The 25745-nt window shown below is 57.5% G+C and carries 20 protein-coding genes; 11 read left to right on the top strand and 9 right to left on the bottom strand.

All coding sequences use genetic code 11. The annotated features are described in order from the left end of the window. From B3797_RS12865 to pncB, 3 genes are all read right to left on the bottom strand, one after another. On the bottom strand, positions 1–232 hold a 232-nt coding region (locus tag B3797_RS12865; RefSeq protein WP_311791286.1), incomplete at its 3' end, for a porin. Between the two features lie 304 nt (positions 233–536). Next, positions 537–1937 carry an asparagine--tRNA ligase gene (asnS, locus tag B3797_RS12870; RefSeq protein ID WP_311781838.1) on the bottom strand — a complete coding sequence of 467 codons (1401 nt, stop codon included), beginning with the start codon at positions 1935–1937 and terminating at the stop codon, positions 537–539. Positions 1938–2095: 158 nt separating this feature from the next. Next, a complete protein-coding gene (gene pncB, locus B3797_RS12875; RefSeq protein ID WP_311781837.1) occupies positions 2096–3301 on the bottom strand; it encodes a nicotinate phosphoribosyltransferase in 1206 nt (401 codons plus the stop codon). A gap of 241 nt (positions 3302–3542) precedes the next feature. Here pncB and pepN point away from each other — a divergent pair, with 241 nt between their 5' ends. After that, positions 3543–6158 (top strand): aminopeptidase N, encoded by a 2616-nt coding sequence (pepN, locus tag B3797_RS12880; protein ID WP_311791287.1) that lies wholly within the window; start codon positions 3543–3545, stop codon positions 6156–6158. A 50-nt stretch (positions 6159–6208) separates the two neighbouring features. Here pepN and ssuB read toward each other — a convergent pair whose 3' ends face one another. Genes ssuB through ssuE form a run of 5 tightly spaced genes read right to left on the bottom strand, consistent with a single transcriptional unit; the run spans position 6209 to position 10463 of the window. Beyond that, entirely contained in the window at positions 6209–6997 is a 789-nt protein-coding gene (gene ssuB, locus B3797_RS12885) for an aliphatic sulfonates ABC transporter ATP-binding protein (RefSeq protein ID WP_311791288.1), read from the bottom strand. Then, a complete protein-coding gene (gene ssuC, locus B3797_RS12890) occupies positions 6994–7785 on the bottom strand; it encodes an aliphatic sulfonate ABC transporter permease SsuC (protein ID WP_120451841.1) in 792 nt (263 codons plus the stop codon). Before ssuC ends, ssuB begins: the two co-directional genes overlap by 4 nt. Before the next feature lie 10 nt (positions 7786–7795). After that, complete coding sequence (gene ssuD, locus B3797_RS12895; RefSeq protein WP_311781834.1) at positions 7796–8941, bottom strand: FMNH2-dependent alkanesulfonate monooxygenase; 1146 nt, start codon at positions 8939–8941, stop codon at positions 7796–7798. 14 nt (positions 8942–8955) lie between these two features. Then, on the bottom strand, positions 8956–9897 hold the full coding sequence (locus B3797_RS12900; RefSeq protein ID WP_311781833.1) for a sulfonate ABC transporter substrate-binding protein: 942 nt from the start codon (positions 9895–9897) through the stop codon (positions 8956–8958). A gap of 14 nt (positions 9898–9911) precedes the next feature. Beyond that, on the bottom strand, positions 9912–10463 hold the full coding sequence (gene ssuE / locus B3797_RS12905; RefSeq protein WP_271152130.1) for an NADPH-dependent FMN reductase: 552 nt from the start codon (positions 10461–10463) through the stop codon (positions 9912–9914). Positions 10464–11238: 775 nt separating this feature from the next. On the opposite strand from ssuE, the gene B3797_RS12910 reads away from it, so the two are divergent. The 5 genes from B3797_RS12910 to B3797_RS12930 all read left to right on the top strand — a co-directional run bounded on the left by B3797_RS12910 (position 11239) and on the right by B3797_RS12930 (position 16784). Beyond that, positions 11239–12219, top strand: a complete 981-nt coding sequence (locus tag B3797_RS12910; protein WP_311791289.1) for a glycosyltransferase family 2 protein — start codon at positions 11239–11241, stop codon at positions 12217–12219. A 208-nt stretch (positions 12220–12427) separates the two neighbouring features. Then, positions 12428–13954, top strand: coding sequence for a teichoic acid transporter (locus B3797_RS12915; protein WP_311791290.1), 1527 nt, complete (start codon positions 12428–12430; stop codon positions 13952–13954). Then, on the top strand, positions 13951–14958 hold the full coding sequence (locus B3797_RS12920) for a glycosyltransferase family A protein (protein WP_311781830.1): 1008 nt from the start codon (positions 13951–13953) through the stop codon (positions 14956–14958). Before B3797_RS12915 ends, B3797_RS12920 begins: the two co-directional genes overlap by 4 nt. A 119-nt stretch (positions 14959–15077) precedes the next feature. Continuing rightward, positions 15078–16088 (top strand): quinone-dependent dihydroorotate dehydrogenase, encoded by a 1011-nt coding sequence (gene pyrD / locus B3797_RS12925; RefSeq protein ID WP_311781829.1) that lies wholly within the window; start codon positions 15078–15080, stop codon positions 16086–16088. A gap of 153 nt (positions 16089–16241) precedes the next feature. Then, positions 16242–16784, top strand: a complete 543-nt coding sequence (locus tag B3797_RS12930) for a cell division protein ZapC (protein ID WP_311791291.1) — start codon at positions 16242–16244, stop codon at positions 16782–16784. Positions 16785–16787: 3 nt separating this feature from the next. Here the strand turns inward: B3797_RS12930 and B3797_RS12935 are convergent, their stop codons facing one another. Beyond that, entirely contained in the window at positions 16788–17897 is a 1110-nt protein-coding gene (locus B3797_RS12935) for a YcbX family protein (protein ID WP_311781827.1), read from the bottom strand. A gap of 178 nt (positions 17898–18075) precedes the next feature. Between B3797_RS12935 and rlmKL the strand changes: the two genes are divergently transcribed. From rlmKL to pqiC, 5 genes are read left to right on the top strand one after another with little or no spacing between them, the layout of a single operon-like run. After that, the gene (gene rlmKL, locus B3797_RS12940; protein ID WP_311791292.1) at positions 18076–20190 is read left to right on the top strand and encodes a bifunctional 23S rRNA (guanine(2069)-N(7))-methyltransferase RlmK/23S rRNA (guanine(2445)-N(2))-methyltransferase RlmL; all 2115 of its coding nucleotides are present in this window, start codon (positions 18076–18078) and stop codon (positions 20188–20190) included. Between the two features lie 6 nt (positions 20191–20196). Further along, the gene (locus B3797_RS12945; protein ID WP_311781825.1) at positions 20197–22110 is read left to right on the top strand and encodes an ABC transporter ATP-binding protein; all 1914 of its coding nucleotides are present in this window, start codon (positions 20197–20199) and stop codon (positions 22108–22110) included. Between the two features lie 16 nt (positions 22111–22126). Continuing rightward, positions 22127–23395: a membrane integrity-associated transporter subunit PqiA gene (gene pqiA, locus B3797_RS12950; protein WP_311791293.1), complete on the top strand. Its 1269-nt coding sequence runs from the start codon at positions 22127–22129 to the stop codon at positions 23393–23395. After that, positions 23382–25025 carry an intermembrane transport protein PqiB gene (pqiB, locus tag B3797_RS12955; RefSeq protein WP_311781823.1) on the top strand — a complete coding sequence of 548 codons (1644 nt, stop codon included), beginning with the start codon at positions 23382–23384 and terminating at the stop codon, positions 25023–25025. The genes pqiA and pqiB overlap by 14 nt, the downstream gene beginning before the upstream one ends. Continuing rightward, positions 25022–25588 (top strand): membrane integrity-associated transporter subunit PqiC, encoded by a 567-nt coding sequence (gene pqiC / locus B3797_RS12960; RefSeq protein ID WP_311781822.1) that lies wholly within the window; start codon positions 25022–25024, stop codon positions 25586–25588. Before pqiB ends, pqiC begins: the two co-directional genes overlap by 4 nt. The last annotated feature ends 157 nt before the right edge of the window (positions 25589–25745 follow it).

A 25745-nucleotide genomic window follows, 5' to 3' on the forward strand; every position in this document is an offset into this window, starting at 1 on the left:
CCCACTGGCCGTAACCGGTCAGCTGGTCATTAATCTGGGTTTCACCTTTGAAGCCGAAGCGAACATAAGACTGATCGCCATCATCACCAGTGCTGTCAGAAAATTGGTGACGCGCATCTACTTTGCCGTACAGATCCAGCTTATTGCCGTCTTTATTATAAACTTCTGCTGCGTTTGCTGCGCCGGCAGCTAACAGAGCAGGGATAACCACTGCAAGAATGTTGCGCTTCATCATTATTTATTACCCTCATTGGAGTTTATTCGGACACCTGCCACTGCCGTCAAGAAACCGTTACGGAACCCTGAGAGAAGTTTGGTGTCTTCCTGTGTCTGCACGCATCTTTCCATCCTGTAGCGGGATATGCCACTGTGAAAATGCTACTAAACTCGTAATCTGGTTTCTAAAAGCAAATTTGTATTGCAGGATGTAAATTTTGGGGAACTTTGTGAGACAACTCAAAATTTACAAAAATAAAAAAAGGCCGACAGTGTCGGCCTCTTTATATATATGAATTTCTTATAATTAATCGTTAATTTTAGAAGTTTGCATTACGCGGCGTGCGTGGGAAAGGGATAACGTCCCTTACATTTTGTACGCCGGTGACATAGGCGATTAAACGTTCAAAGCCTAAGCCAAAGCCAGAATGCGGTACGGTGCCGTAACGACGCAGATCGCGATACCACCAGTAATCTTCTTTATTCAGGCCCATCTCTTCCAGACGCGCGTCGAGCACGTCGAGACGCTCTTCACGCTGCGAGCCGCCGATAATTTCGCCGATGCCAGGCGCCAGTACATCCATCGCCGCCACGGTTTTATTGTCTTCGTTAAGGCGCATATAGAACGCCTTAATGTCTTTCGGATAGTTTTTCACCACCACCGGCGCTTTAAAGTGCTGCTCGGCCAGATAGCGCTCGTGCTCTGAAGAGAGGTCAATGCCCCAGGAAACCGGGTTTTCAAAAGTCTGACCGCAGTTTTCCAGAATAGTGATGGCATCGGTATAGTCGACCTGCGCGAAGTCAGTTGAGATAAAGCGCTCAAGACGATCGACCGCCTCTTTGTCCACGCGTTCGGCAAAGAACGCCATATCGTCGGCGCGCTCGTCCAGCACCGCTTTAAACACATATTTCAGCATCGCTTCGGCGAGCGCGGCGGCGTCATCCAGCGTGGCGAAGGCGATCTCCGGCTCCAGCATCCAGAACTCCGCCAGGTGACGGCTGGTGTTAGAGTTTTCGGCGCGGAAGGTTGGGCCGAAGGTATAGATTTTCGACAGCGCGCAGGCGTAGGTTTCGCCGTTCAGCTGGCCGGAAACGGTCAGGAAGGCCTCTTTGCCGAAGAAATCTTCGTTGAAGTCAACGGCGCCCTGCGGCGTGCGCGGCAGATTTTCCAGATCCAGCGTCGAAACGCGGAACATCTCGCCGGCGCCTTCGGTATCCGAGGCGGTGATCAGCGGGGTTGAGACCCAGAAATAGCCGTTTTCGTGGAAGAAGCGATGCAGCGCCTGCGCCAGGGTATGGCGTACGCGCGCGACGGCGCCGATCAGATTGGTGCGCGGACGAAGATGCGCCACTTCGCGCAGGTACTCAATGCTGTGGCGTTTCGCCGCCATTGGATAGGTATCGGGATCGTCCACCCAGCCGGTGACTTCTACGCGGGTCGCCTGGATCTCAAACGCCTGACCCTGGCCCGGCGAGGCTACCACGGTGCCGGTAATAATCACGGAACAGCCGGTGGTGAGGCGCAGAACGTCATCCTGATAATTATTCAGAGAATTATTCACAACGGCCTGAACGGGATTAAAGCAGGAACCGTCATAAACGGCGACGAAGGAAAGACCGGCTTTTGAATCTCTTCGGGTACGCACCCAACCACGTACGGTGACTTCACTGTCAACCGCGACGCGACCGTGCAGTACGTCCGCTACAGGCACTACGCTCATAAATATCTCTCTATATAGAAGAAGTGAGTTTAAACAGTTCCCCAGACCGGGGTTTTGCTATGTTACTTGCGAGTCGCAAGGAAACAAGCAAAATCCGGCGGGACGGCAGATTTATTACAGCAGAAGCGGGGCGCGTCAACGCCCCGATAAAGCGGGGATTAGCTGGCTTTTTTCACCAGCGGCAGATCGAAGGCTTTGCGCAGGGCTCTGACGAAGGCTTGATCCTGACAAATCGTTTTGCCCGGACTGTCGGAGAGTTTCGCCACCGGCTTGCCGTTACATTCCACCAGTTTGATAACGATATTAAGCGGCGTAACGCCGGGAATATCGCAGGTCAGGCGCGTACCGATGCCAAACACCACGCTGGCGCGCTGGCCGAAGTGGCGATAGAGCGCCAGCGCCTTATCCAGAGTGAGGTTGTCGGAGAAAACCAGCGTTTTGCTGTGCGGATCGATGCCCAGCTTTTCATAATGGGCCAGCGCTTTTTCGCCCCATTCAACGGGATCGCCTGAGTCATGGCGCAGCCCCTGATAGCGGCTGGCGAAATTAACGCCGAAGTCGCGCAGGAAAGCGTCCATGGCGATACAGTCAGTAAGCGCGATGCCAAGCTGGCCGTCATATTCGTCGAGCCACGCCTGCAGCGCCGCGCGCTGGCTGTTGGCCAGTACCGGGCTGATCTGCTGAAAGGCCTGAAACCATTCGTGCGCCTGGGTGCCGACCGGCGTCAGCTCAAGGCGGCGCGCCAGATCGTAGTTGCTGGTGCCGATAAGCCAGGGAAAATCCTGCTTCAGCGTGGCGACAATGGCGTGCTGCACATCGCGGGAAAAACGGCGACGCGTGCCGAAATCCATCAGGCGAAAGCGCGACATATCAATATCGGCAACTTCGTGGCGAAAAGCGCTCAGCTTCTGCTGCAGATGATCGACCGCCTGTTGCGCGCCGGTATGCGGTGAACGGTGGCGGTGCACCACCTCGCTGATCAGCGCCAGGAGCGGCACTTCCCATAAGATGACTTCGCGCCAGGGGCCGGTAATGCGAATAGCAAGATGGCCGTCGCGGTTACGCACCTGCACCTGTTCGGGGTTGTAACGAAAATCGCGCAGCCAGTTAAGGTAGTCAGACTGGAAGAAGGGCAGGCTGGACAGATACGTATATTCGTCATCGGTCAGCGCAAGCGTCTGCATGGCATTAATGGCCTCGCGAATCTCATTCGCATAGAGACCGAGCAGATCGTCGCCGCGGCAACGAAACTCAGCCGCCACCGTGACATCGTGGTAACGGTGAAAGACGGCTTGCTGCATATGAAGCTTGTAAGCGTCAGTATCCAGCAGTGAAGTCAGTATCGGGGAAGCATGTCCTGTCATGGTGCGTTTCAGCATCCTGTTCGGCGGCGCAGAGCCCGGTGTGTAAAAGTCATAAAGACGCAGGAGTATAAATCAGTAACTGCGACTGATCACAGCATATTTCAAGCCCACAGGTCGAGGTGAAAACGTGCCGTTGTTAATGAATTGTAGCTATTTATGCCGAGACATGCATTGTGCATGGCAAGCTAAAGGCAACGCGCTTAGACTTTGGCGGTAAACCTATAACAATGCGAGACGGAATATGACGCAACAGCCCCAAATTAAATATCGCCACGACTATCGTGCGCCGGATTACACCATCACCGATATCGATCTGACCTTTGCGCTTGATGCCGCCACGACGCGCGTCACCGCAATCAGCCAGGTTAAACGGCTCGGCGATGCACAGGCTGAGCTGCGTCTCGATGGCGAAGCGTTGACCCTGATTTCCATTGAAGTGGACGGCTCGCCCTGGAGCGCCTGGCGCCAGGAAGAGGGGGCGCTGGTGCTGAGCCAGCTGCCGGCCCAGTTCCAGCTTAAGATCGTCAACGATATTCACCCTGATAAAAACACCGCGCTGGAAGGGCTTTATCAGTCTGGCGAAGCGCTCTGCACCCAGTGCGAAGCCGAAGGCTTCCGTCATATTACCTGGTATCTGGATCGCCCCGACGTGCTGGCGCGCTTCACCACGACCATTATCGCCGACGAGGCGCGCTATCCTTACCTGCTCTCTAACGGCAACCGCATCGACGGCGGCAAAACAGAGCAGGGTAAGCACTGGGTTAAATGGCAGGATCCCTTCCCGAAACCCTGTTATCTCTTTGCGCTGGTGGCGGGTGATTTCGACGTGCTGCGCGACAGCTTTAAAACCCGTTCCGGCCGCGACGTCGCGCTGGAGATCTTTGTCGACCGCGGCAATCTGGATCGCGCCGACTGGGCGATGACCTCGCTGAAGAACAGCATGAAGTGGGATGAGGAGCGTTTCGGCCTGGAGTATGACCTCGACATCTTTATGATCGTCGCCGTCGATTTCTTCAATATGGGCGCGATGGAGAACAAAGGCCTGAACGTCTTTAACTCCAAATATGTGCTGGCGAAGGCGGAAACCGCGACCGACAAAGACTACCTCGGCATTGAAGCGGTCATCGGCCACGAATATTTCCATAACTGGACCGGCAACCGCGTCACCTGCCGCGACTGGTTCCAGCTCAGCCTGAAAGAGGGCCTGACCGTGTTCCGCGACCAGGAGTTCAGCTCCGATCTCGGTTCGCGCGCGGTCAACCGCATCGATAACGTACGCGTGATGCGCGGCGCACAGTTCGCCGAAGATGCAAGCCCGATGGCGCACCCGATCCGCCCGGATCAGGTCATGGAGATGAATAACTTCTATACCCTCACCGTGTACGAAAAGGGATCGGAAGTGATCCGCATGATGCATACGCTGCTCGGCGAGGAGAATTTCCAGAAAGGGATGCAGCTCTATTTTGAGCGCCACGACGGCAGCGCGGCGACCTGTGACGACTTTGTGCAGGCGATGGAGGATGCCTCCAACGTCGATCTGTCGCAGTTCCGCCGCTGGTACAGCCAGAGCGGCACCCCGGTGCTGACGGTGCGCGACGACTACAACCCAGAGCTGGAGCAGTACACGCTGCATGTCACGCAGCACACGCCGCCGACTGCCGATCAGAAAGAGAAGCTGCCGCTGCATATTCCGCTTGATATCGAACTCTACGATAACGAAGGCAAGGTGATCCCGCTGCAGCATAACGGCCACCCGGTGCACAACGTTCTCAACGTGACCGAAGAGTTTCAGACCTTTATCTTCGATAACGTCTACTTCCAGCCGGTGCCGTCGCTGCTGCGTGAATTCTCCGCGCCGGTGAAGCTGGACTATAAGTGGAGCGACGCCCAGCTGACCTTCCTGATGCGCCATGCGCGCAACGACTTTGCGCGCTGGGATGCGGCGCAGAGCCTGCTGGCGACCTATATCCGCCTTAACGTGGCGCGCCACCAGCAGGGTCAGCCGCTGTCGCTGCCGCTGCACGTCGCCGACGCCTTCCGGGCGGTGCTGCTGGACGAAGGCCGCGATCCGGCGCTGACCGCGCTGATCCTGACGCTGCCGAGCGAGAATGAGATCGCCGAACTGTTTGAGGTGATCGATCCGCAGGCGATCGCCACGGTGCGCGAAGCGCTGCTGCGCACGCTGGCTACCGAACTGGCGGATGAATTCTTTGCCGTTTACAACGCGAATCAGCAAAGCGAATACCGGATTGAGCACGACGCGATGGGACAGCGCGCCCTGAAGAATATCTGTCTGAGCTATCTGGCGTTCGGCGACGTTGAGCTGGCGGATAAGCTGGTGCAGACGCAGTACCATCAGGCGAACAATATGACGGACGCGCTGGCGGCGCTGGCGGCTTCGGTCGCGGCTCAGCTGCCGTGTCGCGACGCCCTGCTGGCGCACTATGACGAGCGCTGGCATCAGGATGGTCTGGTAATGGACAAGTGGTTTATGCTGCAGGCCACCAGCCCGTCGCTGGATGCGCTGTCAAAAGTGCGCGAGCTGCTGCATCACCGTTCGTTCACCATGAGCAACCCTAACCGCATCCGCGCGCTGATCGGCGCGTTCGCCTCCGGCAATCCGTCGGCGTTCCACGCCAAAGACGGCAGCGGCTATCAATTCCTGGTTGAGATGCTGACCGATCTCAATACCCGCAACCCGCAGGTGGCGGCGCGTATGATTGAGCCGCTGATCCGTCTGAAGCGTTACGACGCCGATCGCCAGGCGCTGATGCTTCAGGCGCTGGAAACCCTGAAAGGGCTGGATAAGCTCTCAGGCGATCTCTATGAGAAGATCACCCGAGCGCTGAACGCGTAAACAGTAGAGGCGGGTAAACCCCGCCTTTTTGTTAGCCAGCCGTACTTACCTTAACGCTGGTGGGCGTAGCGCACCGGCTGTTCGCTTTCGCTGCGTCGCATCACGCGGTCCAGCACTTCCGCCTCCAGCTCCGCCAGCCTGACCGATCCGCGACGGCGCGGCCGCGGCAAATCAACCAGTAAATCGAGCCCTATTTGTCCCTCTTCAATCAGCAGCACACGATCCGCCATCGCCACGGCTTCGCTGACGTCATGCGTCACCAGCAGTACGGTAAAGTGGTGCTGCTGCCATAACGATTCAATCAGCCCCTGCATTTCGATACGCGTCAGCGCATCCAGCGCGCCGAGCGGCTCGTCGAGCAGCAGCAGGCCGGGACGGTGGATCAACGCACGCGCCAGCGCCACGCGCTGTTTCTGTCCGCCGGAAAGCGCGGCGGGCCATTCGTTGGCACGCTCCGCCAGCCCGACCGCCTCCAGCGCTTCAAGCGCCGCGCCGCGCCATCCGCGTCCTTTCAGCCCGAGGCCGACATTATCAATCACGCGCTTCCACGGCAGCAGACGCGCATCCTGAAACATCAGGCGGGTATCTTCGCGCGCCGTCTGCAGCGGCGCGTTGCCCGCCAGCAGCTCGCCCTGAGTGGTTTGCTCCAGTCCCGCCAGCAGGCGCAGCAGCGTACTTTTACCGCAGCCGCTGCGGCCGACTACCGCGACAAACTGGCCGGAAGGAATATGCAGATCGATATTGTTCAGGATGGTGCGGTTGCCGTATTGCTTGCTGACGCCGTTGACGCCGACCGGCGTGCCGGCATTGAGCCGCGCCGGAGAGAGTGTATTGCTCATGCGTTCTCCTCCTTCAGTTGCCAGGCTGGATGCCAGCGCAGCCAGACACGCTCCAGCAGCAGGGCGGCGACATCCGCCAGCTTGCCGAGCAGCGCATAAAGAATAATGGCGACAACCACCACGTCGGTTTGCAGAAATTCACGCGCGTTCATCGCCAGATAACCGATGCCTGAGTTAGCGGAGATGGTCTCGGCGACGATCAGCGTCAGCCACATCAGGCCGAGCGCGAAACGCACGCCAACCATAATCGAGGGCAGGGCGCCAGGCAGGATCACCTGAATAAACAGGCTCCAGCCCGACAGGCCGTAGCTGCGCGCCATCTCCACCAGGCCGCGATCGATATTGCGGATGCCGTGGTAGGTATTCAGGTAGATCGGGAACAGCGTGCCGAGCGCCACCAGGAAAATCTTCGCCGCTTCGTCAATGCCGAACCAGAGGATCACCAGCGGGATCAGTGCCAGATGCGGCACGTTGCGCAGCATCTGTACCGAGGTATCCAGCAGCCGTTCGCCAAGACGTGACGTGCCGGTGATCAATCCCAGAATCAGCCCGATAGAGCCGCCGATGCTGAAGCCGATCAGCGCGCGCCAGCCGCTAATGGCAAGGTGCTGCCACAGCTCGCCGCTGGCGGCCAGATTCCAGAACGTGATAACGATATTTTCCGGCGATGGCAGAATACGCGTTGAAAGCAGCCCGGTCTGGGAGGCAATTTGCCAAATCACCACCAGCAGCGCGGGGAAAATCCAGGGCACCAGCTGATTAGTAATGCGTTTGGTGGTTTTCGCCATCATCTCTTCCTCAGCTCTGCGATACTTTCTGCGGACGGAAATCGTTGGCGACGGTTTCGCCAAATGCCTGAACGTTGCGCGGTTGCGGGATCGACGGCACGTTCAGATCCAAATGCGGGAAGAGCAGCTCGCCAACGCGATACGCCTCTTCCAGATGCGGATAGCCTGACAGAATAAAGGTCTCAATGCCGAGATCGGCATACTCCTGCATGCGCGCGGCAACGGTTGGGCCGTCGCCGACTAATGCTGTGCCTGCGCCGCCGCGCACCAGACCCACGCCCGCCCACAGGTTCGGGCTAATCTCCAGCCGATCGCGCCGTCCGCCGTGTAGCGCAGCCATACGCTGCTGGCCGACCGAATCGGTACGGGCGAACGCGGCCTGCGCTTTCTCGATGGTGGCGTCGTCCAGATGGGCAATCAGACGGTCGGCAGCGCGCCAGGCCTCTTCATTGCTCTCCCGGACAATCACATGCAGACGAATGCCGAAGCGCACCTTGCGCCCCTGTGCTTCCGCTTTGGCGCGTACCTGGTCGATTTTCTCTTTAACCAGCGCCGGCGGTTCGCCCCAGGTCAGATAGACATCGACCTGCTCGGCGGCCAGATCCTGCGCCGGTTCGGACGATCCGCCGAACCAGAGCGGCGGCCGAGGCTGTTGTACCGGGTCGAACAGCAGACGCGCGCCGCGCACTTTAACGTACTTCCCGGCGTAATCGACCGTTTCGCCTTGCAGTACGCGCCGCCAGACGCGGGTAAATTCCGCCGACTCCACATAGCGCTCATGGTGATCCAGAAACAGACCGTCACCCGCCAGCTCTTCCGGATCGCCGCCGGTGACCAGGTTGAACAGCGCGCGGCCATTGGAGAGGCGATCCAGCGTCGCTGCCTGGCGCGCCGCCTGCGTGGGTGAGATCACGCCGGGGCGCAGCGCCACCAGAAAGCGCAGGCGCTGCGTGACCGGGATCAGCGAGGCGGCCACCAGCCAGGCGTCTTCGCAGGAACGACCGGTCGGGATCAGTACGCCGCCGAAGCCCAGGCGATCGGCGGCCTGCGCAATCTGCTGCAAGTAGCCATAGTCGACCGGACGCGCCCCTTCAGAGGTGCCAAGATAGTGTCCGTCGCCGTGCGTCGGGAGAAACCAGAATACGGATAAGCTCATTATTCACTCCTTATTTATGGGGCGCCGGGATGCCAGATGCGATCGGCAATCGTCAGTTTTACCGGCATCAGATGGCGGCTATAAAAGAGATCGGCGGTATGCTGCTGCGCCGCTGCGGTTTGCTCGCTGACCGGCGAAATGCGGGTCGGCGGACGATGATCGAGATAGCTGGCGATAACCGGTTTTGGCAGGCCCATTGCAGCCGCCAGCAAGTCGATGCTCTGCTGGCGCTGGCTGAGCGTCAGCGCATCGGCCTGACTAAAGGTATCCAGCACCTGCTGAATAAACGCGCCGTTCTGTTCGGTGAACTTACGCGTCGCCAGATAGAAAGAGCCGGTCAGATTAAGCCCGCTGCCGTCGGCCAGCACGCGCACGTGGCCCTGCTGCAGCGCGGCGGAGTAGTAGGGGTCCCAGATAGCCCAGGCATCCACGTCGCCCTGCTGAAAGGCGGCGCGCGCATCGGCGGGCGTCAGATAAACCGGCTGGATATCACTAAAGCTCAGCCCTTCGCGCTGCAGGGCGCGCAGCAGCAGATTGTGCGAGCTGGACCCCTTCTGAAAGGCGACTTTTTTACCTTTAAGATCGGCGACGCTTTTCAGCGGGCTGTTTTTCGCCACCAGAATCACTTCAGACTGGGGTTTAGGCGGCTCCGAGCCGACATAGAGCAGATCGGCGCCTGCCGCCTGGGCAAACAGCGGCGGAATATCGCCGGTACTGCCCAGATCGATACTGTCGACATTCAATGCTTCCAGCATCTGCGGACCGGCGGGAAACTCGATCCACTGAATACGGGTATGCGGGAAACGCTGCTCCAGCAGCCGGTGCGATTTTGCCAGCACCATGCTGACGGAGCCTTTCTGGTAGCCGATGCGGATTTGCGCGGGCGCGTCCGCCGCCTGCGTTTGCAGGCTCAGCACTGCGAGGGCGGCAAGTAGCCAGCCGGTTATCCTTTTCATCCCGGTTCCTTTTCTTAAACAGCCTGAGCCAGAGGGTTGTGATGGCGACTGAGCGCCAGCCAGAACGCCTCGACCGCCTCATCCAGCCGATGCGCCAGCGCCGCCTGCAACTCCGGCTGACGATCGTAATGGGTGATTTGATGGTCTTCGGCAAAGACGCCGTGCAGGATCTCCTGCGCCTTCAGGGCATTCAGCACCGGCTTCAGGGCATAATCGACCGCGAGCATATGGGCTACGCTGCCACCGCTGGCGAGCGGCAGCACCACTTTGTGCTCCAGTGCGCGTTCAGGCAGGAGATCGAGCAGCGTTTTCAGCGCGCCGGAGAAAGAGGCTTTATAAACCGGCGTGGCGACTATCACGCCATCAGCGGCGAGCAAATCTTCACGTAACGCCAGCAGCGCCGGGGCATCAAAACGCGCGTTAATCAGATCGTCCGGCTCAAAGTTCTGAATATTCCAGGGGATCACCTCAACGCCGCGCGCTTCCAGTGCGCGCTGGCACAGAGTAAGCAGCGAAGTCGAACGTGACGGGAAACGCGGGCTGCCAGCTAGCGTAATAACTCGCATCGTTACTCCTTATAACTGAAAGTTATTGATTAGCTATTGTTGAGAACTGATGGTCACATCCTGACAGAGCGGGGAGGAGGGCTTAAATGATTTATCCGGCAATCTAAAGGTGAAATATGCAAAACGCGTCGCTTTGCTCATAAAAGCCGCGGCGGGGGCAGGCAGGAGAGTTACGAATAGTCCTAAAAGGCTGCAACAGATCCAGATGGATAGTTTATAGCGACTAAACAAATAGCAGTAAAAGTATCTCCTTTTTGCTTGCCGCAACCGGTTTATTTACGCGCCTCGTGCTGGGTAATATAAAAAAGGGCTTTGCCGGAGCGCTCCATTTTGGTTGAGCGCTGTTCATCTTCAAGGAAGCCGCATTCTGCCTGGCGCAGTGGGTGCATTTATCAGAATATCGCCATGTCGCTCTGCGCTGGTTATGATGAGCAATTTTCATTTAAGAGTACTAAAATATTCATAATGAAACGCTTTGTGACCTTTTTTACTTTTATAAATAAAATGCGCAGCGCCAGAAAAGTTAAGCGACATAAAGTAACCGCCGCGCTTTTCACCAGATACTTTACCGCGCGTGATAGGTCAGGCAGGGGTAAGAAATCTGAATAAAAGGCTGGCCCTGTTAATAGAAAAAATCTTCTGCCTATACTACCCAACCATGCAGAGTTTAGCTGTTTGCGCTTTTTATTAATATTTCTGCGCCATGCTTTAACGCAATTTTTACAAGTTGTGTAACGCTCGTGCCTTTTCTTTTAATCGACCCTGAGAAAGATGTATGGCAAAGACGCTGTTATCAGTCATTATTCCCACTTATAACGTGGAAAAATATATTGTCGAATGTGTCGACTCCTTGTTGCGTCAGGTTAATGCGCCGACTGAAATTATTATTGTTAACGACAGCTCCACTGACGGTACGCTGGCGCTGGTGCAGCAAAAATATGGCCACCAGCCGCAGGTTCGCATTATCACTACGCCTAACGGCGGCGCGGGCAAGGCGCGCGATATCGGCATCGAGGCCGCGCAAGGGGAGTTTCTTTTCTTCTGCGATCCAGACGATATCGTGCCGGAAGGCTTCGTTGCAGAGCTGCAGCAGGTGACCACCGCGCATCCCGACGTCGATCTCTTTTGCTTTAGTTCGCAGATGTTTGAAGATGGCCGGGAAAACGTCACCCGACCTAAAGTCCGTCACGATCAATTCGGCCTGCAGTCACCGCAGCAGGTATTGTCGCGTCTGCTGAATAATGGCTCTTATACTTCCGCAGCCTGGAACTACGCGGTGAAAAAGAGCGTTGTCGAGCAACACAAACTGCGGTTTATCGATCGCGTGCATGAAGATCATAAATTCACGCTGTCAGTGTTTATTCATACGACTCGTGCCTGGGTTAGCCAGCAAGTTTACTATCGCCAGCGCGTGCGCAGCGGCTCCCTGACCAACAGCCGCAAAGATGATGACTATTTCCTGCAGCGCTACAACGCCTTTATTCAGACCTACGGCATTCTTAAGAATAATCTGGATAATTCACCGCTGAAGGCGCACCTGGAAAAAGCCTATTTAATGCACTCGTTCCGCCTGATGATTTATCTGTCGCTCTACAACGGCACGCCGGTACCGGAATATGTCATCAACGCCATTCGCTTTATGGGCGGCAAGTTTAAGCCGGTTAACGCTAAAGAGTGGCTGCTTATTAATCGTCCGCGTATGTTCATCCTGCTGCAAAAATATAAAGTTACAAAAGAGCTGAAAAAAGCCGCCTGATTTTTCGCTCACATTGAGTCGCCTGCTTACCTGGCTTTATTCATCGCGGATAAATGTTATTTTATATACAGATTTATCCCGCATCAGGTCAGATTAAATCTGGCGCTCAGCGCCAGAGATAAATTTAAGACTATGTCTGGTAGGCAGGTCCGATGATGTGTGCCACGCTTGTGGCCTCCGAGAAAATTGCCCAGATACAATCATACATATGTCAATTAAACGTAACGCGATCGCCAATTATGTCGGTCAGATTTACCTGACGCTGTCAGGCATTCTGGTCGTGCCGCTTTATATTCAACATCTAGGGATGGAAGCTTACGGGTTAGTGGGTTTTTTCTCGATTCTGTTAACCTGGCTCCAGCTTCTCGACGCCGGGGTGTCGACGACCCTGATGCGCGAAGCGGCGCGCTATCGCGCCAACCAGGCTGAGTTTATCTGGTTTCCGGCGCTCTTTTCCGCCCTGTCGAAATTCTTCCTTATCTCCACGCTGATCCTGGTGGTGATTGGCTGGCTGGCAACGCCCTGGATCGCCCATAACTGGCTGGACGCGCGCCATCTGCCCTCTGCGGATGTCACCATCGCCGTCGCCATTATGGTGATCACCGCGGCTATCCGCTGGCGTACCAGCCCCTATCGCAGCGTTATTGTCGGCTTTGAGCATCAGGTGTGGCTCAACGGCGTTAACCTGGTCATCGTGACGCTGCGTACCTTTGGCGCGGTGCTGGTGATCCAGCTCTTTTCTAACCCGGTGCTGAGCTTCTTTATCTGGCAGCTGGCGGTGTCGATAGTGGAAGCGGTCTGTCTGATTTCCAAATCCTATCAGCTGGTGCCTGCCGCCGCGCGCAAGCAGAAGCATGAGAATTTAAAGACGGTGTTAAAGCCGTTTATCCGCTTTGCGCTGAGCGCGGCGTTCGCCAGCGCTATCTGGACCTTTATTTCGCAAATTGACCGCCTGGTGCTGTCGAAAACGCTGCCGCTGAGCGCCTACGGCTCCTTTACCGTCGTCGCCACCGCCGCGACCGGCATTATTCTGCTCAGCAGCCCGATTATGCAGGCGATCGTGCCGCGCATGACCGGCATCAAAACGCGTAAAGAGGGCGATGCCGAATCCCTGACGCTTTATCGCTATACGACGCAGGCGGTAGCGATCTTTATGGCGCCGCTCAGCATTACTATCGCGATGTTCGCCACGCCGCTGCTCTGGGCATGGACGCAGAACGAGCAGGTCGTGACGGATATGTCGTTTGTACTCAGCCTTTATGCGCTGGGAAGCGGCGTCCAGGCGATTTGCGGTTTGCTTTACCATCTGCAATACGTCAACGGCAATCTCAAGCTGCATCTTAAGGGCTTCACCTGCTTCGCGGTAATTCTGGTTCCGCTGAATATCTGGGCGGCGATTCACTATGGCGCGCAGGGCACCGGCTGGCTGTGGCTGGGGCAGAACATCTTCTATCTGGCTGGCTGGGCATGGCTGGTGCATCGCCGCTTCGCGCCGGGGATTCACTTTACGTGGCTGACGCGCGACGTGCTGCTGATCTGGGCAGTCGCGGCGCTGATCGCCTGGCTCTGCAGTTTCCTTCCCATCGAGTGGAACCAGAACCGCTGGCTCAATCTGCTGTGGCTTGGCCTGATCGGTCTGGTTAACCTTTCAGTTTGCTGTCTGCTGCACAGCATGGTGATTAAACGTCTGCTGCCTGCCCGAGCCAGGAGTTTTAACATTGAGGAAAGAGAATGAGCACACGGAACGCTGACAGCCGCGCTGCGACCATTTCCGTTATCGTACCGAACTGGAACTGCGCGCCATGGCTACCGGAAGCGATCGATTCGCTGCTGGGGCAGTCCTCTCCGCCGGAGCAGGTCATCGTCATCGACGACGGTTCAACCGATGAGAGCATCGCCTTGCTTGAGGCGCTGGCCGCCCGCCATCCGCAGCTGACGCTGCTGCGTGGCGAGCGCGGCGGGGTCAGCGCGGCGCGCACGAAAGGACTGGAAGTAGCTACCGGCGACTTTATCTACTTTATGGACGCCGACGATTTCGTCTCCAGCGATCTTTTCGCCGATTTCCGCCGCATGCTGGCGCAGCATCCAGAGATGGAGATGTTCTGTTTCGGCGCGCGTATGTTTACCGATAAACCGGTGGCAGAGCGCCAGTATGAGCAATTCCATCAGCGTCACGTCGACGGCGTCTGGCCCGGCGGCGCCGACACGCTGCGCAGCATGATCCCGCATCGCTCGGCGCATCGCGTATTATGGAGCAGCATCCTCTCCCGCGACCTTATCACGCGCACCGGCGTACAGTTTCTGCCGATTCAGAATCATGAAGACGCGCCCTATATGTTCGCGCTCTATATGTCGGCGCGGCAGATTGGTTTTACGCAGAAAAGCTATTACAACAAGCGCTTTATGCCGACCTCGCTGTCGCAGAGCAAGCCCACCTTCTCCTGGGTGGAGAACTACTATATCGCCCGGCGCAGCAGCGAAAGCTTTTTGCGTGAGCAGGGCTTGCCGCCAGAAGAGAAGCTGCTGGACACCTACTATCAGCCGGTGATGTACGGCTGCCTGATAGAGATCCGCAAAAACAATATTCCGGTACCTGCCTCATGGCATCCGACTATCGATCAGCTGGTGCGCAAGGTAACGCGCGAAAGCAAACGTATCAAACTGCTCTGGTACTACCCGACGCTCTATAGCGGGTTACAGGCGTGCCGTCGTCTGGCGCGTTATGCCAGCAAGCGCTGATCGCGATCAATATCTCGTCCCGTCAGTAATTTACTTTTGCGCCAGAGGCCTTTACCATTCTGGCGCACATTTTCCTGTGCACCCTGACAATTCATCGCTTCCGATCTCCAGGAGAGTGCATGCTTTATCCTATCGTCCGACCTGCGCTGTTTAAGCTCGATCCCGAGCGCGCCCATGAACTCACTTTTCAGCAGCTGCGTTTTATCAGCGGCACGCCGCTGGAAGCGCTAATCCGTCAGCGGCTTCCTTCCCGTCCAGTGACCTGCATGGGCTTACGGTTTGATAATGCGCTGGGGCTGGCGGCCGGACTGGATAAAAATGCGGAGTGCATCGACGCCTTCGGGGCGATGGGGTTCGGCTTTGTCGAAGTCGGCACCGTGACGCCGCGCGCTCAGGCGGGCAACGATAAACCGCGCATGTTTCGGCTGGTGGAAGCTGAGGGCATTATCAACCGCATGGGCTTTAATAATCTCGGCGTCGATCATCTGGTAGAAAATGTCAAAAAAGCGCGTTTTAAGGGCATCCTTGGCATTAATATCGGTAAGAATAAAGACACGGCGGTAGAAAAGGGTAAAGAAGATTACTTAATCTGCATGGAAAAAGTTTATGCCCATGCTGGCTATATCGCGGTAAATATCTCCTCGCCTAATACGCCAGGATTGCGTACGCTGCAATATGGTGAGGCGCTGGACGATCTTCTGGCCTCGATTAAAGCGAAACAGAAAGAGCTGGAGCAGCGCCATCTGAAATATGTGCCGGTCGCGGTAAAAATTGCGCCCGATCTTTCTGAAGAAGAATTAATACAAATTGCCGACAGCCTGGTGCGTCATAATATTGACGGCGTTATCGCAACCAATACCACGCTGGATCGCACTCTGGTCAACGGCCTCAAATACAGTACGGAAACAGGCGGCCTGAGCGGTCGTCCGGTGCAGTCACGCAGCACAGCGGTCATCAAGCGTCTGGCGCAGGAGCTTAACGGCGCGCTGCCGATTATCGGCGTCGGCGGCATTGATTCATTAACCGCGGCGCGGGAAAAAATCGCTGCGGGTGCCGCGCTGGTGCAAATTTACTCCGGCTTTATTTATAAAGGGCCGGGATTAATAAAAGATATCGTGACCCATCTCTAAGACATTTCTAATAAAACAGCGCCGGGGGGTTTATTTCTCAATCCGGCTCGTTTATATTTTTTCACTGTTGTGCGTATTTTCAGCTTTTTTCCCATAAGCGGGGCTTCGCTGAGTCTGTGCAGAGAAACGCGGCGGTTAATGACAAGGCAAATTATGAAAATCAAACCTGATGATAACTGGCGCTGGTATTTTGACGCCGACTATGACCGGATGATGCTGGATCTGGCTGACGGTATGCTTTTCCGCTCTCGCTTTACCCGCAAGATGTTGACGCCGGACGCGTTCAGCCAGACCGGCTTCAGCGTTGACGACGCCGCACTCTATTACACCTTTGAAGAACGCTGCCGCCAGAGCGCGCTAAGCGCGAATCAGCGCGCCGAGCTGACGCTCAACGCGCTGGTGGCGAAACGGTTTCTGAAGCCGCTGATGCCGAAAAGCTGGCACTTTACCGCCTGGACCTGCGTGCTGCAGCCTGAGGCAGGCGATATGGTGGAAGTAACGCTGGCGGAAAATGGCGAGCAGGCGCGTCTGCTGGCGGTCGAAAGCGGCGGCAACGCCACGCTCTGTCTGCTGGCGCAGCCTACGCTCACGCTGGCGGGCAAACAGATGGTATTGGGCGACGCCATTAAAGTCATGAACGATCGCCTGGTGCCGCACCACGCCGAGAGCGCGCCGCGCTTCGCCTACGCGGTTTAACCTTTACGCCAGCTCAATATCGCCAGCCGGAATACAGCTGCAGCTCAGAATAGTGCCGTCGTTGCGAATGGCGCTTTTCTTTAACGCCTTCACCTTGCCTGAAACCAGCGTCACTTTACAGCTGCCGCATAAGCCCGCCCGGCAGGAGTAGGGTATTTTAAATCCCTGCATCTCCAGCTGCTCCAGCAGCACCTGCTGGTTATCTCCCTGAAACGTCTGACCTTGCCAGGTGACAGCGACGTCTGCTTTGGTTTGCTGCTGCGGCTTAAGGGTTTCTACCACCGCGCCTGGCCCATAGGCGCGCGGCGTATGGCGCGCCAGCACGTTTACCTCATCGCCGACGCGTACGATGCCGCTGTTGCGCGCAATTAAATTCAGACCAAAGTCGATATCGCCGCTGTTATCCTGCGCGCTGCGGAAACCCTGCAGCGTTTTTAACGGCTCACCGTCTGGATGTTTGCGGCCGCTTTCGGTGCCGACAGTGGTAAAGACGCAGCGGCTGCAGGGCTTGGGCACGTCAAATATCACGCTGCCAATCTGCACCGTCTCCCAGCTGTCTTCATCCCAGGCTGGCGCGCCGTTAACGATCAGATTGGCGCGAAACTGCTCGGCGCGCACGCTGGCCGGGCAGCGCTGCTGCAAATCCTGCAGCGAGGCGTTATTGACCAGCAGAAAGGGGTAGCCGTCGGCAAAGCCCAGCGGCACATCAGTAAAGCTTTTCACCCGGCGCGACGGCTGCGGGCCGACCCAGCGCAGCTGCACCGGGCGCGGAAAAAAGGCGCTCAGCCAGGCGTTGATGGCATCGGGCGCAATGCGTGCGGTGAAATGGTTCCCCCACACTTCGGTCGGCTGTTCCTGCCCGGTGAAATCGCTGAAGCGGATCATCGCCTGGCTGCCGTCGGGCGCCTGCAGCGAGAGGCCGTCAGCCAGCAGCGCCGGGGTAAACCGCACCATCTCCGGGTACTGGCGCGCGGTAATAAAAGTGCCGTCCAGCTCCGTCACCATAAAAATGCGGTCGAACGCCAGTCCGCTCTCCAGCACCTGCGCATGCGAGAGGTGGATACCGCGCATCGATTTAACCGGGTGAATAAACAGACGGGACAGCGTAAGCATGGTGATCTCCAGGGAAACGGGCGCGCGCGGCAAAAGAAGCTAACTTTATGATACATGGCGTCGGGACGCTATAGCCTCGTTATCGGACTGGTTGCAGCCGCGAGCGCGCTGCTTTCCAACAATGCCGCTTATTTAGGGTATAATGCGCAGCAATTTTCTCAAGAGTAATAGTGACGATATGAATTCTCTCTTTGCCAGTACGGCGCGTGGGCTCGAAGAGCTGTTGAAAAGTGAGCTGGACGCGCTGGGCGCGCAGGATCTGCAGGTGGTACAGGGAGGCGTTCATTTTGAAGCCGATGACCGTACGATGTATCAGAGCCTGCTGTGGAGCCGCCTTGCGTCGCGTATTTTGCTGCCGCTCGGCGAATTTGGCGTCTACAGCGATCTCGATCTCTACGTCGGCGTACAGAGTATCGACTGGACCGAACTGTTCGGCAGTCAGCATACCTTTGTGGTGCACTTCAGCGGCACCAACGAATCGATCCGCAACAGCCAGTTTGGCGCGTTAAAGGTGAAGGACGCGATTGTTGACTCCTTCACCCGTCAGAAACTGCCGCGTCCCAATGTGGATCGCGAACAGCCGGATATCCGCATCAACGTCTGGCTGAATAAAGATCGCGCCAGCATCGCGCTCGATTTGAGCGGCGACGCGCTGCATCAGCGCGGCTATCGCCAGCAGACCGGGCAGGCGCCGCTGAAAGAGAACCTGGCAGCGGCGATTGTACTGCGCTCTGGCTGGCAGCCGACCACGCCGCTGCTCGATCCTATGTGCGGCTCAGGCACGCTGCTGATCGAGGCGGCGCTGATTGCCTGCGATCGCGCGCCGGGCCTGCTGCGCAGCCGCTGGGGCTTTACCCACTGGCGGCAGCATAACGATGCGCTGTGGTGTGAGGTGAAAGGCGAGGCGCAGCAGCGCGCGCGCGCTGGCACCGCCGCCGCCCAGGCGCGTTTCTTCGGCTATGACAGCGACGGCCGCGTGCTGGAGTGGGCGCAGGCTAACGCACGCCGCGCCGGCGTCGCCGATCTCTTTACCTTTGCGCGTCAGGATGTTCTGCAGCTGAAAAACCCGCTGCCTGGCGAGCAGCACGGCACCGTATTGAGCAACCCGCCTTACGGCGAACGTCTGGAAAGCGAACCCGCGCTGATCGCTTTGCACAGCCAGCTCGGCCGCATTATGAAACAGCACTTCGGCGGCTGGAAACTGTCGCTGTTCAGCGGGTCGCCAGAGCTGCTGAGCTGCCTGCAGCTGCGCGCAGAGCGTCAGTTCAAAGCGAAAAACGGCCCGATCGAGTGCGTGCAGAAAAACTATCAGCTGGCGGAAACCAGCGGTGAAAACGGCGCGCAGATCGCCGAGGATTACGCTAACCGCCTGCGTAAAAACCTGAAGAAGCTGGAAAAGTGGGCGCGCCAGGAGGGGATCGCATGTTATCGCCTCTATGACGCCGACCTGCCGGAATATAATGTGGCGGTCGATCGCTACGGTGAGTGGGTAGTGGTGCAGGAGTATGCGCCGCCGAAAACCATCGACGCCGCTAAAGCGCGCCAGCGTCTGTTTGACGTGATCGGCGCGACGCTTAGCGTGCTCGAGCTGCCCGCGAACCGTCTGGTGCTGAAAACGCGCGAGCGGCAGAAAGGCAAAAATCAGTATCAGAAGCTGGGCGAGAAGGGCGATTTCTTCGAGGTGCAGGAGTATAACGCGCGTCTGCTGGTCAACCTGACGGATTACCTGGATACCGGGCTGTTCCTCGATCACCGCATTGCGCGCCATATGCTGGGCAAAATGAGCAAGGATAAAGATTTCCTTAATCTCTTCTCCTATACCGGCACCGCCAGCGTGCATGCCGGACTGGGTGGCGCGCGCAGCACGACGACGGTAGATATGTCGCGTACCTATCTGGAATGGGCCGAGCGCAACCTGCGCCTCAACGGGCTGACCGGTCGTCAGCACCGCCTGATGCAGGCGGACTGCCTGAGCTGGCTGCGCGAAAGCGACGAGACGTTCGATCTGATCTTTATCGATCCGCCGACCTTCTCTAACTCCAAACGTATGGAAGAGGATTTCGACGTGCAGCGCGATCACATTATGCTGATGCGCAACCTGAAACGCCTGCTGCGCGCGGGCGGCACCGTGATGTTCTCTAACAATAAACGCGGTTTTAAGATGGATCTTGAAGGGCTGGCGTCGCTGGGCCTGAAGGCGCAGGACATTACCCAGAAAACCCTGTCGCAGGATTTTGCCCGTAACCGTCAAATTCATAACTGCTGGCTGATTACTCACGCCGGTAAGGAATAAGTTCAGATGTCATTAATCAGTATTCACGGCGCTTACCTCTCTTTCAGCGATGCGCCGCTGCTCGACAATACCGAGCTGCATATCGAAGAGAACGAACGCGTCTGTCTGGTCGGCCGTAACGGCGCAGGCAAATCTACCCTGATGAAGATCATTAACGGGGAGCAGCCGCTGGATGACGGTCGCATCATCTTCGAACAGGACCTGGTGGTGGCGCGTCTGCAACAGGACCCGCCGCGCAATATTACCGGCTCGGTATATGACTTTGTGGCGGAAGGGGTAGAAGAACAGGCTGAGCACCTCAAGGCCTACCATGCGATTTCGCATGCGGTGATGCTTGACCCCAGCGAGAAAAACCTCAATGAGATGGGGCGCCTGCAGACCATTCTGGATCACCACAATCTGTGGCAGCTGGAGAGCCGCATCAACGACGTACTGCAGCAGATCGGCCTGCAGCCCGATACCGAGCTGTCGTCGCTGTCGGGCGGCTGGCTGCGTAAAGCGGCGCTGGGCCGCGCGCTGGTGAGCAACCCGCGCGTGCTGCTGCTGGACGAACCGACTAACCACCTCGATATCGAAACCATTGACTGGCTGGAGACCTTCCTGAAGACCTTCAGCGGCAGTATCGTCTTTATTTCGCACGATCGTTCGTTTATCCGCAATATGGCGACGCGTATCGTCGACCTCGATCGCGGCAAGCTGGTCTCCTGGCCGGGCAATTACGATCTCTACCTGGAAGGGAAAGAGGAGGCGCTGCGCGTCGAAGAGATGCAGAACGCCGAATTCGACCGCAAGCTGGCGCAGGAAGAGGTGTGGATCCGGCAGGGCATCAAGGCGCGCCGCACCCGTAACGAGGGACGCGTTCGGGCGCTGAAAGCGCTGCGCCGCGAACGCTCTGAGCGCCGCGAAGTGATGGGCAAAGCCAATATGCAGGTGGGCGAAGCCTCACGCTCAGGCAAGATTGTCTTCGAGCTGGAGCACGTCAACTATGGCGTGGGCGGCAAGACGCTGGTGCACGACTTCTCCGCGCAGGTGCAGCGCGGCGACAAAATCGCCCTGATCGGCCCGAACGGCTGCGGCAAAACCACGCTGCTGCGCCTGATGCTGCAGCAGCTGAAAGCCGACAGCGGCCGGGTACACAGCGGCACCAAGCTGGAAGTGGCCTACTTCGATCAGCATCGCGCCGAGCTTGATCCGGACCGGACAGTGATGGATAACCTGGCCGAAGGCAAGCAGGAGGTCATGGTCAACGGCAAGCCACGCCATGTGCTCGGCTATCTGCAGGACTTCTTGTTTCATCCGAAACGCGCCATGACGCCGGTACGCGCGCTCTCCGGCGGCGAGCGCAACCGTCTGCTGCTGGCACGTCTCTTCCTGCGCCCCAGCAACCTGATGATCCTCGATGAACCGACCAACGATCTTGACGTTGAAACGCTTGAGCTGCTGGAAGAGCTGATTGACGGCTATCAGGGTACCGTACTGCTGGTGAGCCACGATCGTCAGTTCGTTGATAACACCGTCACCGAATGCTGGATTTTTGAAGGCAACGGCGAAATCGGCAGCTTCGTGGGCGGCTATCACGACGCACAGCAGCAGCGCGCGGCCTATAAGCAGCAGAAAAGCGCTCAGGCAAGCAAGCCTGCCGCTGCGGCGAAACCGGCGGAGAAAACTGACGCCGCGAAACGCGGCGGCGGCAAACTCAGCTATAACCTGACGCGCGAGCTGGAACAGCTGCCGCAGAAGCTGGAATCGCTTGAAGCGCGCATCGGCGAACTGCAGGCAAAAATGAGCCATCCAGATTTCTTCAGCCAGCCGCATGACCAGACCCAGCCGGTGCTGGATGCGCTGGCGCAGACGGAGCAGGAGCTGGAAGCCGCCTTCGCACGCTGGGAAGAGCTGGAAGCGCTGAAAAACGGCGCGTAACCATAAGGGAATCGGGATGTGTTCTGCCGCTGAAAGTCAGGCGTGGATGCTTTGTCCACAGTGCGATTTAATGGTGAAACTGCCGGACGTGCCGCAGGGTAGCCGCGCCTCCTGCCCGCGCTGCCATACGGTGCTGACCACTAACTGGCCTGAGCCGCGCAAACGCCCAACCGGCTATGCGCTGGCGGCGCTGTTTATGCTGCTGCTGGCGAACCTGTTTCCCTTTATCACCATGAAGGTCGCGGGACTCAGCAGCCAGATATCGCTGCTGCAGATCCCGAAGGTCATGGTGTCAGAGGATTACAGCAGCCTCGCCACGCTCTTTCTGGCGTTTGTCCAGGCGATCCCTGGGCTCTGCATGGTGACCATTATTCTGCTGGTTAACCGCATAAAAATGCCGGTGAGCCTGCGGCTGGGGCTGGCGCGCATCCTGTTTCAGCTGCGCAGCTGGGGCATGGCGGAGATCTTTATGGCCGGCGTACTGGTCAGCTTCGTGAAGCTGATGGCTTACGGCGATATCGGTCTGGAAACCAGCTTCTGGCCCTGGTGCCTGTTCTGCCTGCTGCAGACGCGCGCGTTTCAGTGTGTGGATCGCCGCTGGCTGTGGAACCAGATCGCGCCGATGCCGCCGCTGCCGCACCTGCCTGAAAAGGGTGTTAGCGGGATACAGCAGGGGATGCGCTCCTGTCCCTGCTGCACCGCGATCCTGGCGGCGGATCGGCCCGACTGTCCGCGCTGCGGCGTCATTGCCGCGCCGCGCCGCAAGCACAGCCTGCAGTGGACGCTGGCGCTGCTCTTTACCTCGCTGATGATCTATATCCCCGCGAACCTGTTACCGATTATGGTGACCGAAACCTTGGGCACGCCATATCCGTCTAACATTATGGCGGGCGTGATCCTGCTCTGGAGCGATGGCTCTTATCCGGTGGCGCTGGTTATTTTTATCGCCAGCATTATGGTGCCGTCGTTGAAAATGCTGGCGATTGGCTGGCTCTGCTGGAACGCCAGCGGGCGCGGGCAGCGCGACAGCGAAAAGATGCACCTGATTTATGAGGTGGTCGAATTTGTCGGCCGCTGGTCAATGATAGACGTGTTTGTTATTGCTGTGCTCTCTGCGCTGGTGCGCATGGGGCAACTGATGAATGTTTATCCCGCGACGGGCGCGCTGCTGTTTGCGCTGGTAGTGATCCTGACCATGATCGCCGCTATGACGTTTGACCCGCGCCTGACCTGGGATCGCGTACAGGAACACACTACAAAGGAGCCGCGCCTTGACGGAAAGTAACCACGGCCATGCCAAAGTTGACCAGATTAAACGCTGGTCGCCGGTCTGGATTGTCCCCATCGTGACGCTGTTGATCGGCGGATGGATTTTGTTTTATCACTTCAGCCATCTCGGCCCTGAAGTGACCCTGATTACGGAAAATGCGGAAGGTATCGAAGCCGGTAAAACCACGATCAAAAGCCGCAGCGTTGATGTCGGCGTCGTGGAAAAAGCGGAGCTGACCGACGATCTGCATCACGTTGAGATCACCGCGCGCCTCAACTCCGGTATGGAAAAGCTGCTGCATGGCGACAGCTATTTTTGGGTGGTGAAACCGCAGATCGGCCGCGAAGGCGTGACCGGACTTAACACGCTGCTCTCTGGCGCCTATATCGAGATGCAGCCAGGCACCAAAGAAGAGGCAAAAGATCGCTATCAGCTGCTTGATGCGCCGCCGCTGGCGCCGCCTGACGCGAAGGGCATCCGCATTACGCTCGACAGTAAAAAAGCGGGGCAACTAACCGCCGGGGACCCGGTATTGTTCCGCGGCTATCGCGTCGGGACGGTGGAAACCAGCACTTTCGATACCGATAAGCGCATGATGACCTATCAGCTCTTTATCGCAGCGCCTTACGATCGGCTGGTGACCACCAATGTCCGCTTCTGGAAGGACAGCGGTATCGCGGTGGATATGTCGGCATCGGGCATGCGGGTCGAAATGGGATCGCTGACTACCTTATTTAGCGGCGGCGTCAGCTTTGACGTGCCGGACGGCTGGGATTTAGGCCAGGTTGCAACCAACCACGCGGACTATCACCTGTTTGACGATCAGCGCAGCATCCAGGATTCGCTCTACACTAACCATGTGGATTTCCTGATGTTCTTTACCGATTCGATTCGCGGACTGCAGGTCGGCGCGCCGGTTGAGTTCCGCGGTATCCGTCTGGGGACGGTCGCGCAGGTGCCCTTTATGACCGAAGGCGTTAATCAGGCGCTGAATAACGATTACCGCGTGCCGGTGCTGATCCGCATTGAGCCTGACCGCTTTACCGCCAGACTGGGTCAGGACTTTAATCTGGAGCAACATCTGCAGGATGGTAAAAAACGCGGCCTGCGCGCCTCGTTGAAAACCGGCAACCTGCTCTCCGGCTCGCTCTATATCGATCTCGACTTCTACGATAACGTGCCGCCTTATAAAGGCCCGAATAAAATCGCAGGCTACGAGATCATTCCTACTACCAGCGGCGGCCTGAGTCAGATCCAGCAGAAACTGGTAGCGGCGCTCGACAAGATTAACGCCTTGCCGCTCAACAACGTAGTGACCGAGGCGACCGGTACGCTGAAAGAAAGCCAGCGCACGCTGCGTGAAATGCAGGGCACGCTGAAAAACCTTAATCAGATCACCGCCAGCCCGGCGATGAAAACGCTGCCGGAAGATATGCAGCAAACGCTGCGTGAACTGAACCGCAGTATGAAAGGGCTGCAGCCAGGTTCCCCGGCTTACAACAAGCTGGTGGGTGATATGCAGCGACTCGATCAGGTACTGCGCGAGCTGCAACCGGTATTGAAAACGCTCAATACCAAGAGCAACGCGCTGGTCTTCGAGGCCAAACCGGGTCAGGATCCACAGCCAAAGAGGGCGAAACAGTGAGAAAAGGAGCCGTTTTGTGCGCCGCGCTGCTGTTAAGCGCGTGCAGCAGCACTATCGATAACACCTACTACCAGCTGCCGTCGCAACCGGCGGCTATGCAGGTGCGCAGCGGCGGCGAAGCGCAGCCGCCGGCGTTGTGGGTGCAGCAGGTCGCGGTGCCCGATTATCTGGCGGGCAACGGGCTGGTTTATCAGACCAGCGACGTAAAATACGTTATCGCCGCCAATAATCTGTGGGCCAGCCCGCTCGATCAGCAGCTCCAGCAAACGCTGGTCGCCAATCTGAGCAAGGCCCTGCCGGGTCGACTGGTTTCCGCCGCGCCGCTGGGCGAGAAGCATGACACGCTGACCGTCACGGTGACCGGTTTTCAGGGACGTTATGACGGGCGCGCCGTGGTAAGCGGCGAATGGGTGCTGCAGCATAATGGTCATGTGGTGAAGCAGGGCTTCGATGTGGCGCTGCCGCAAAACGAAGATGGCTATGAAGCGCTGGTACGTACGCTTGCTGTTGGCTGGCAGCAAACCGCGCAGCAGATCGCCAATGCAGCGATAACCGCTGAATAAAATTAAGTAAAGATTTTGCCACGCCCCCGATTGTTGTCAGCGAAATGCTGCGGCGAGAAGGGGCTTTTTTTATTGGCTCTTCAAGGCGATAAGCGAAACCGCCAGCGGCAACAATGGCAATTTAACGTCAAACTGATGACACTGGCGTGAAATTTGC

Origin of the sequence: Pantoea sp. UBA5923 (assembly GCF_002431095.1) — a bacterium.
GTDB lineage: Bacteria > Pseudomonadota > Gammaproteobacteria > Enterobacterales > Enterobacteriaceae > Pantoea > Pantoea piersonii.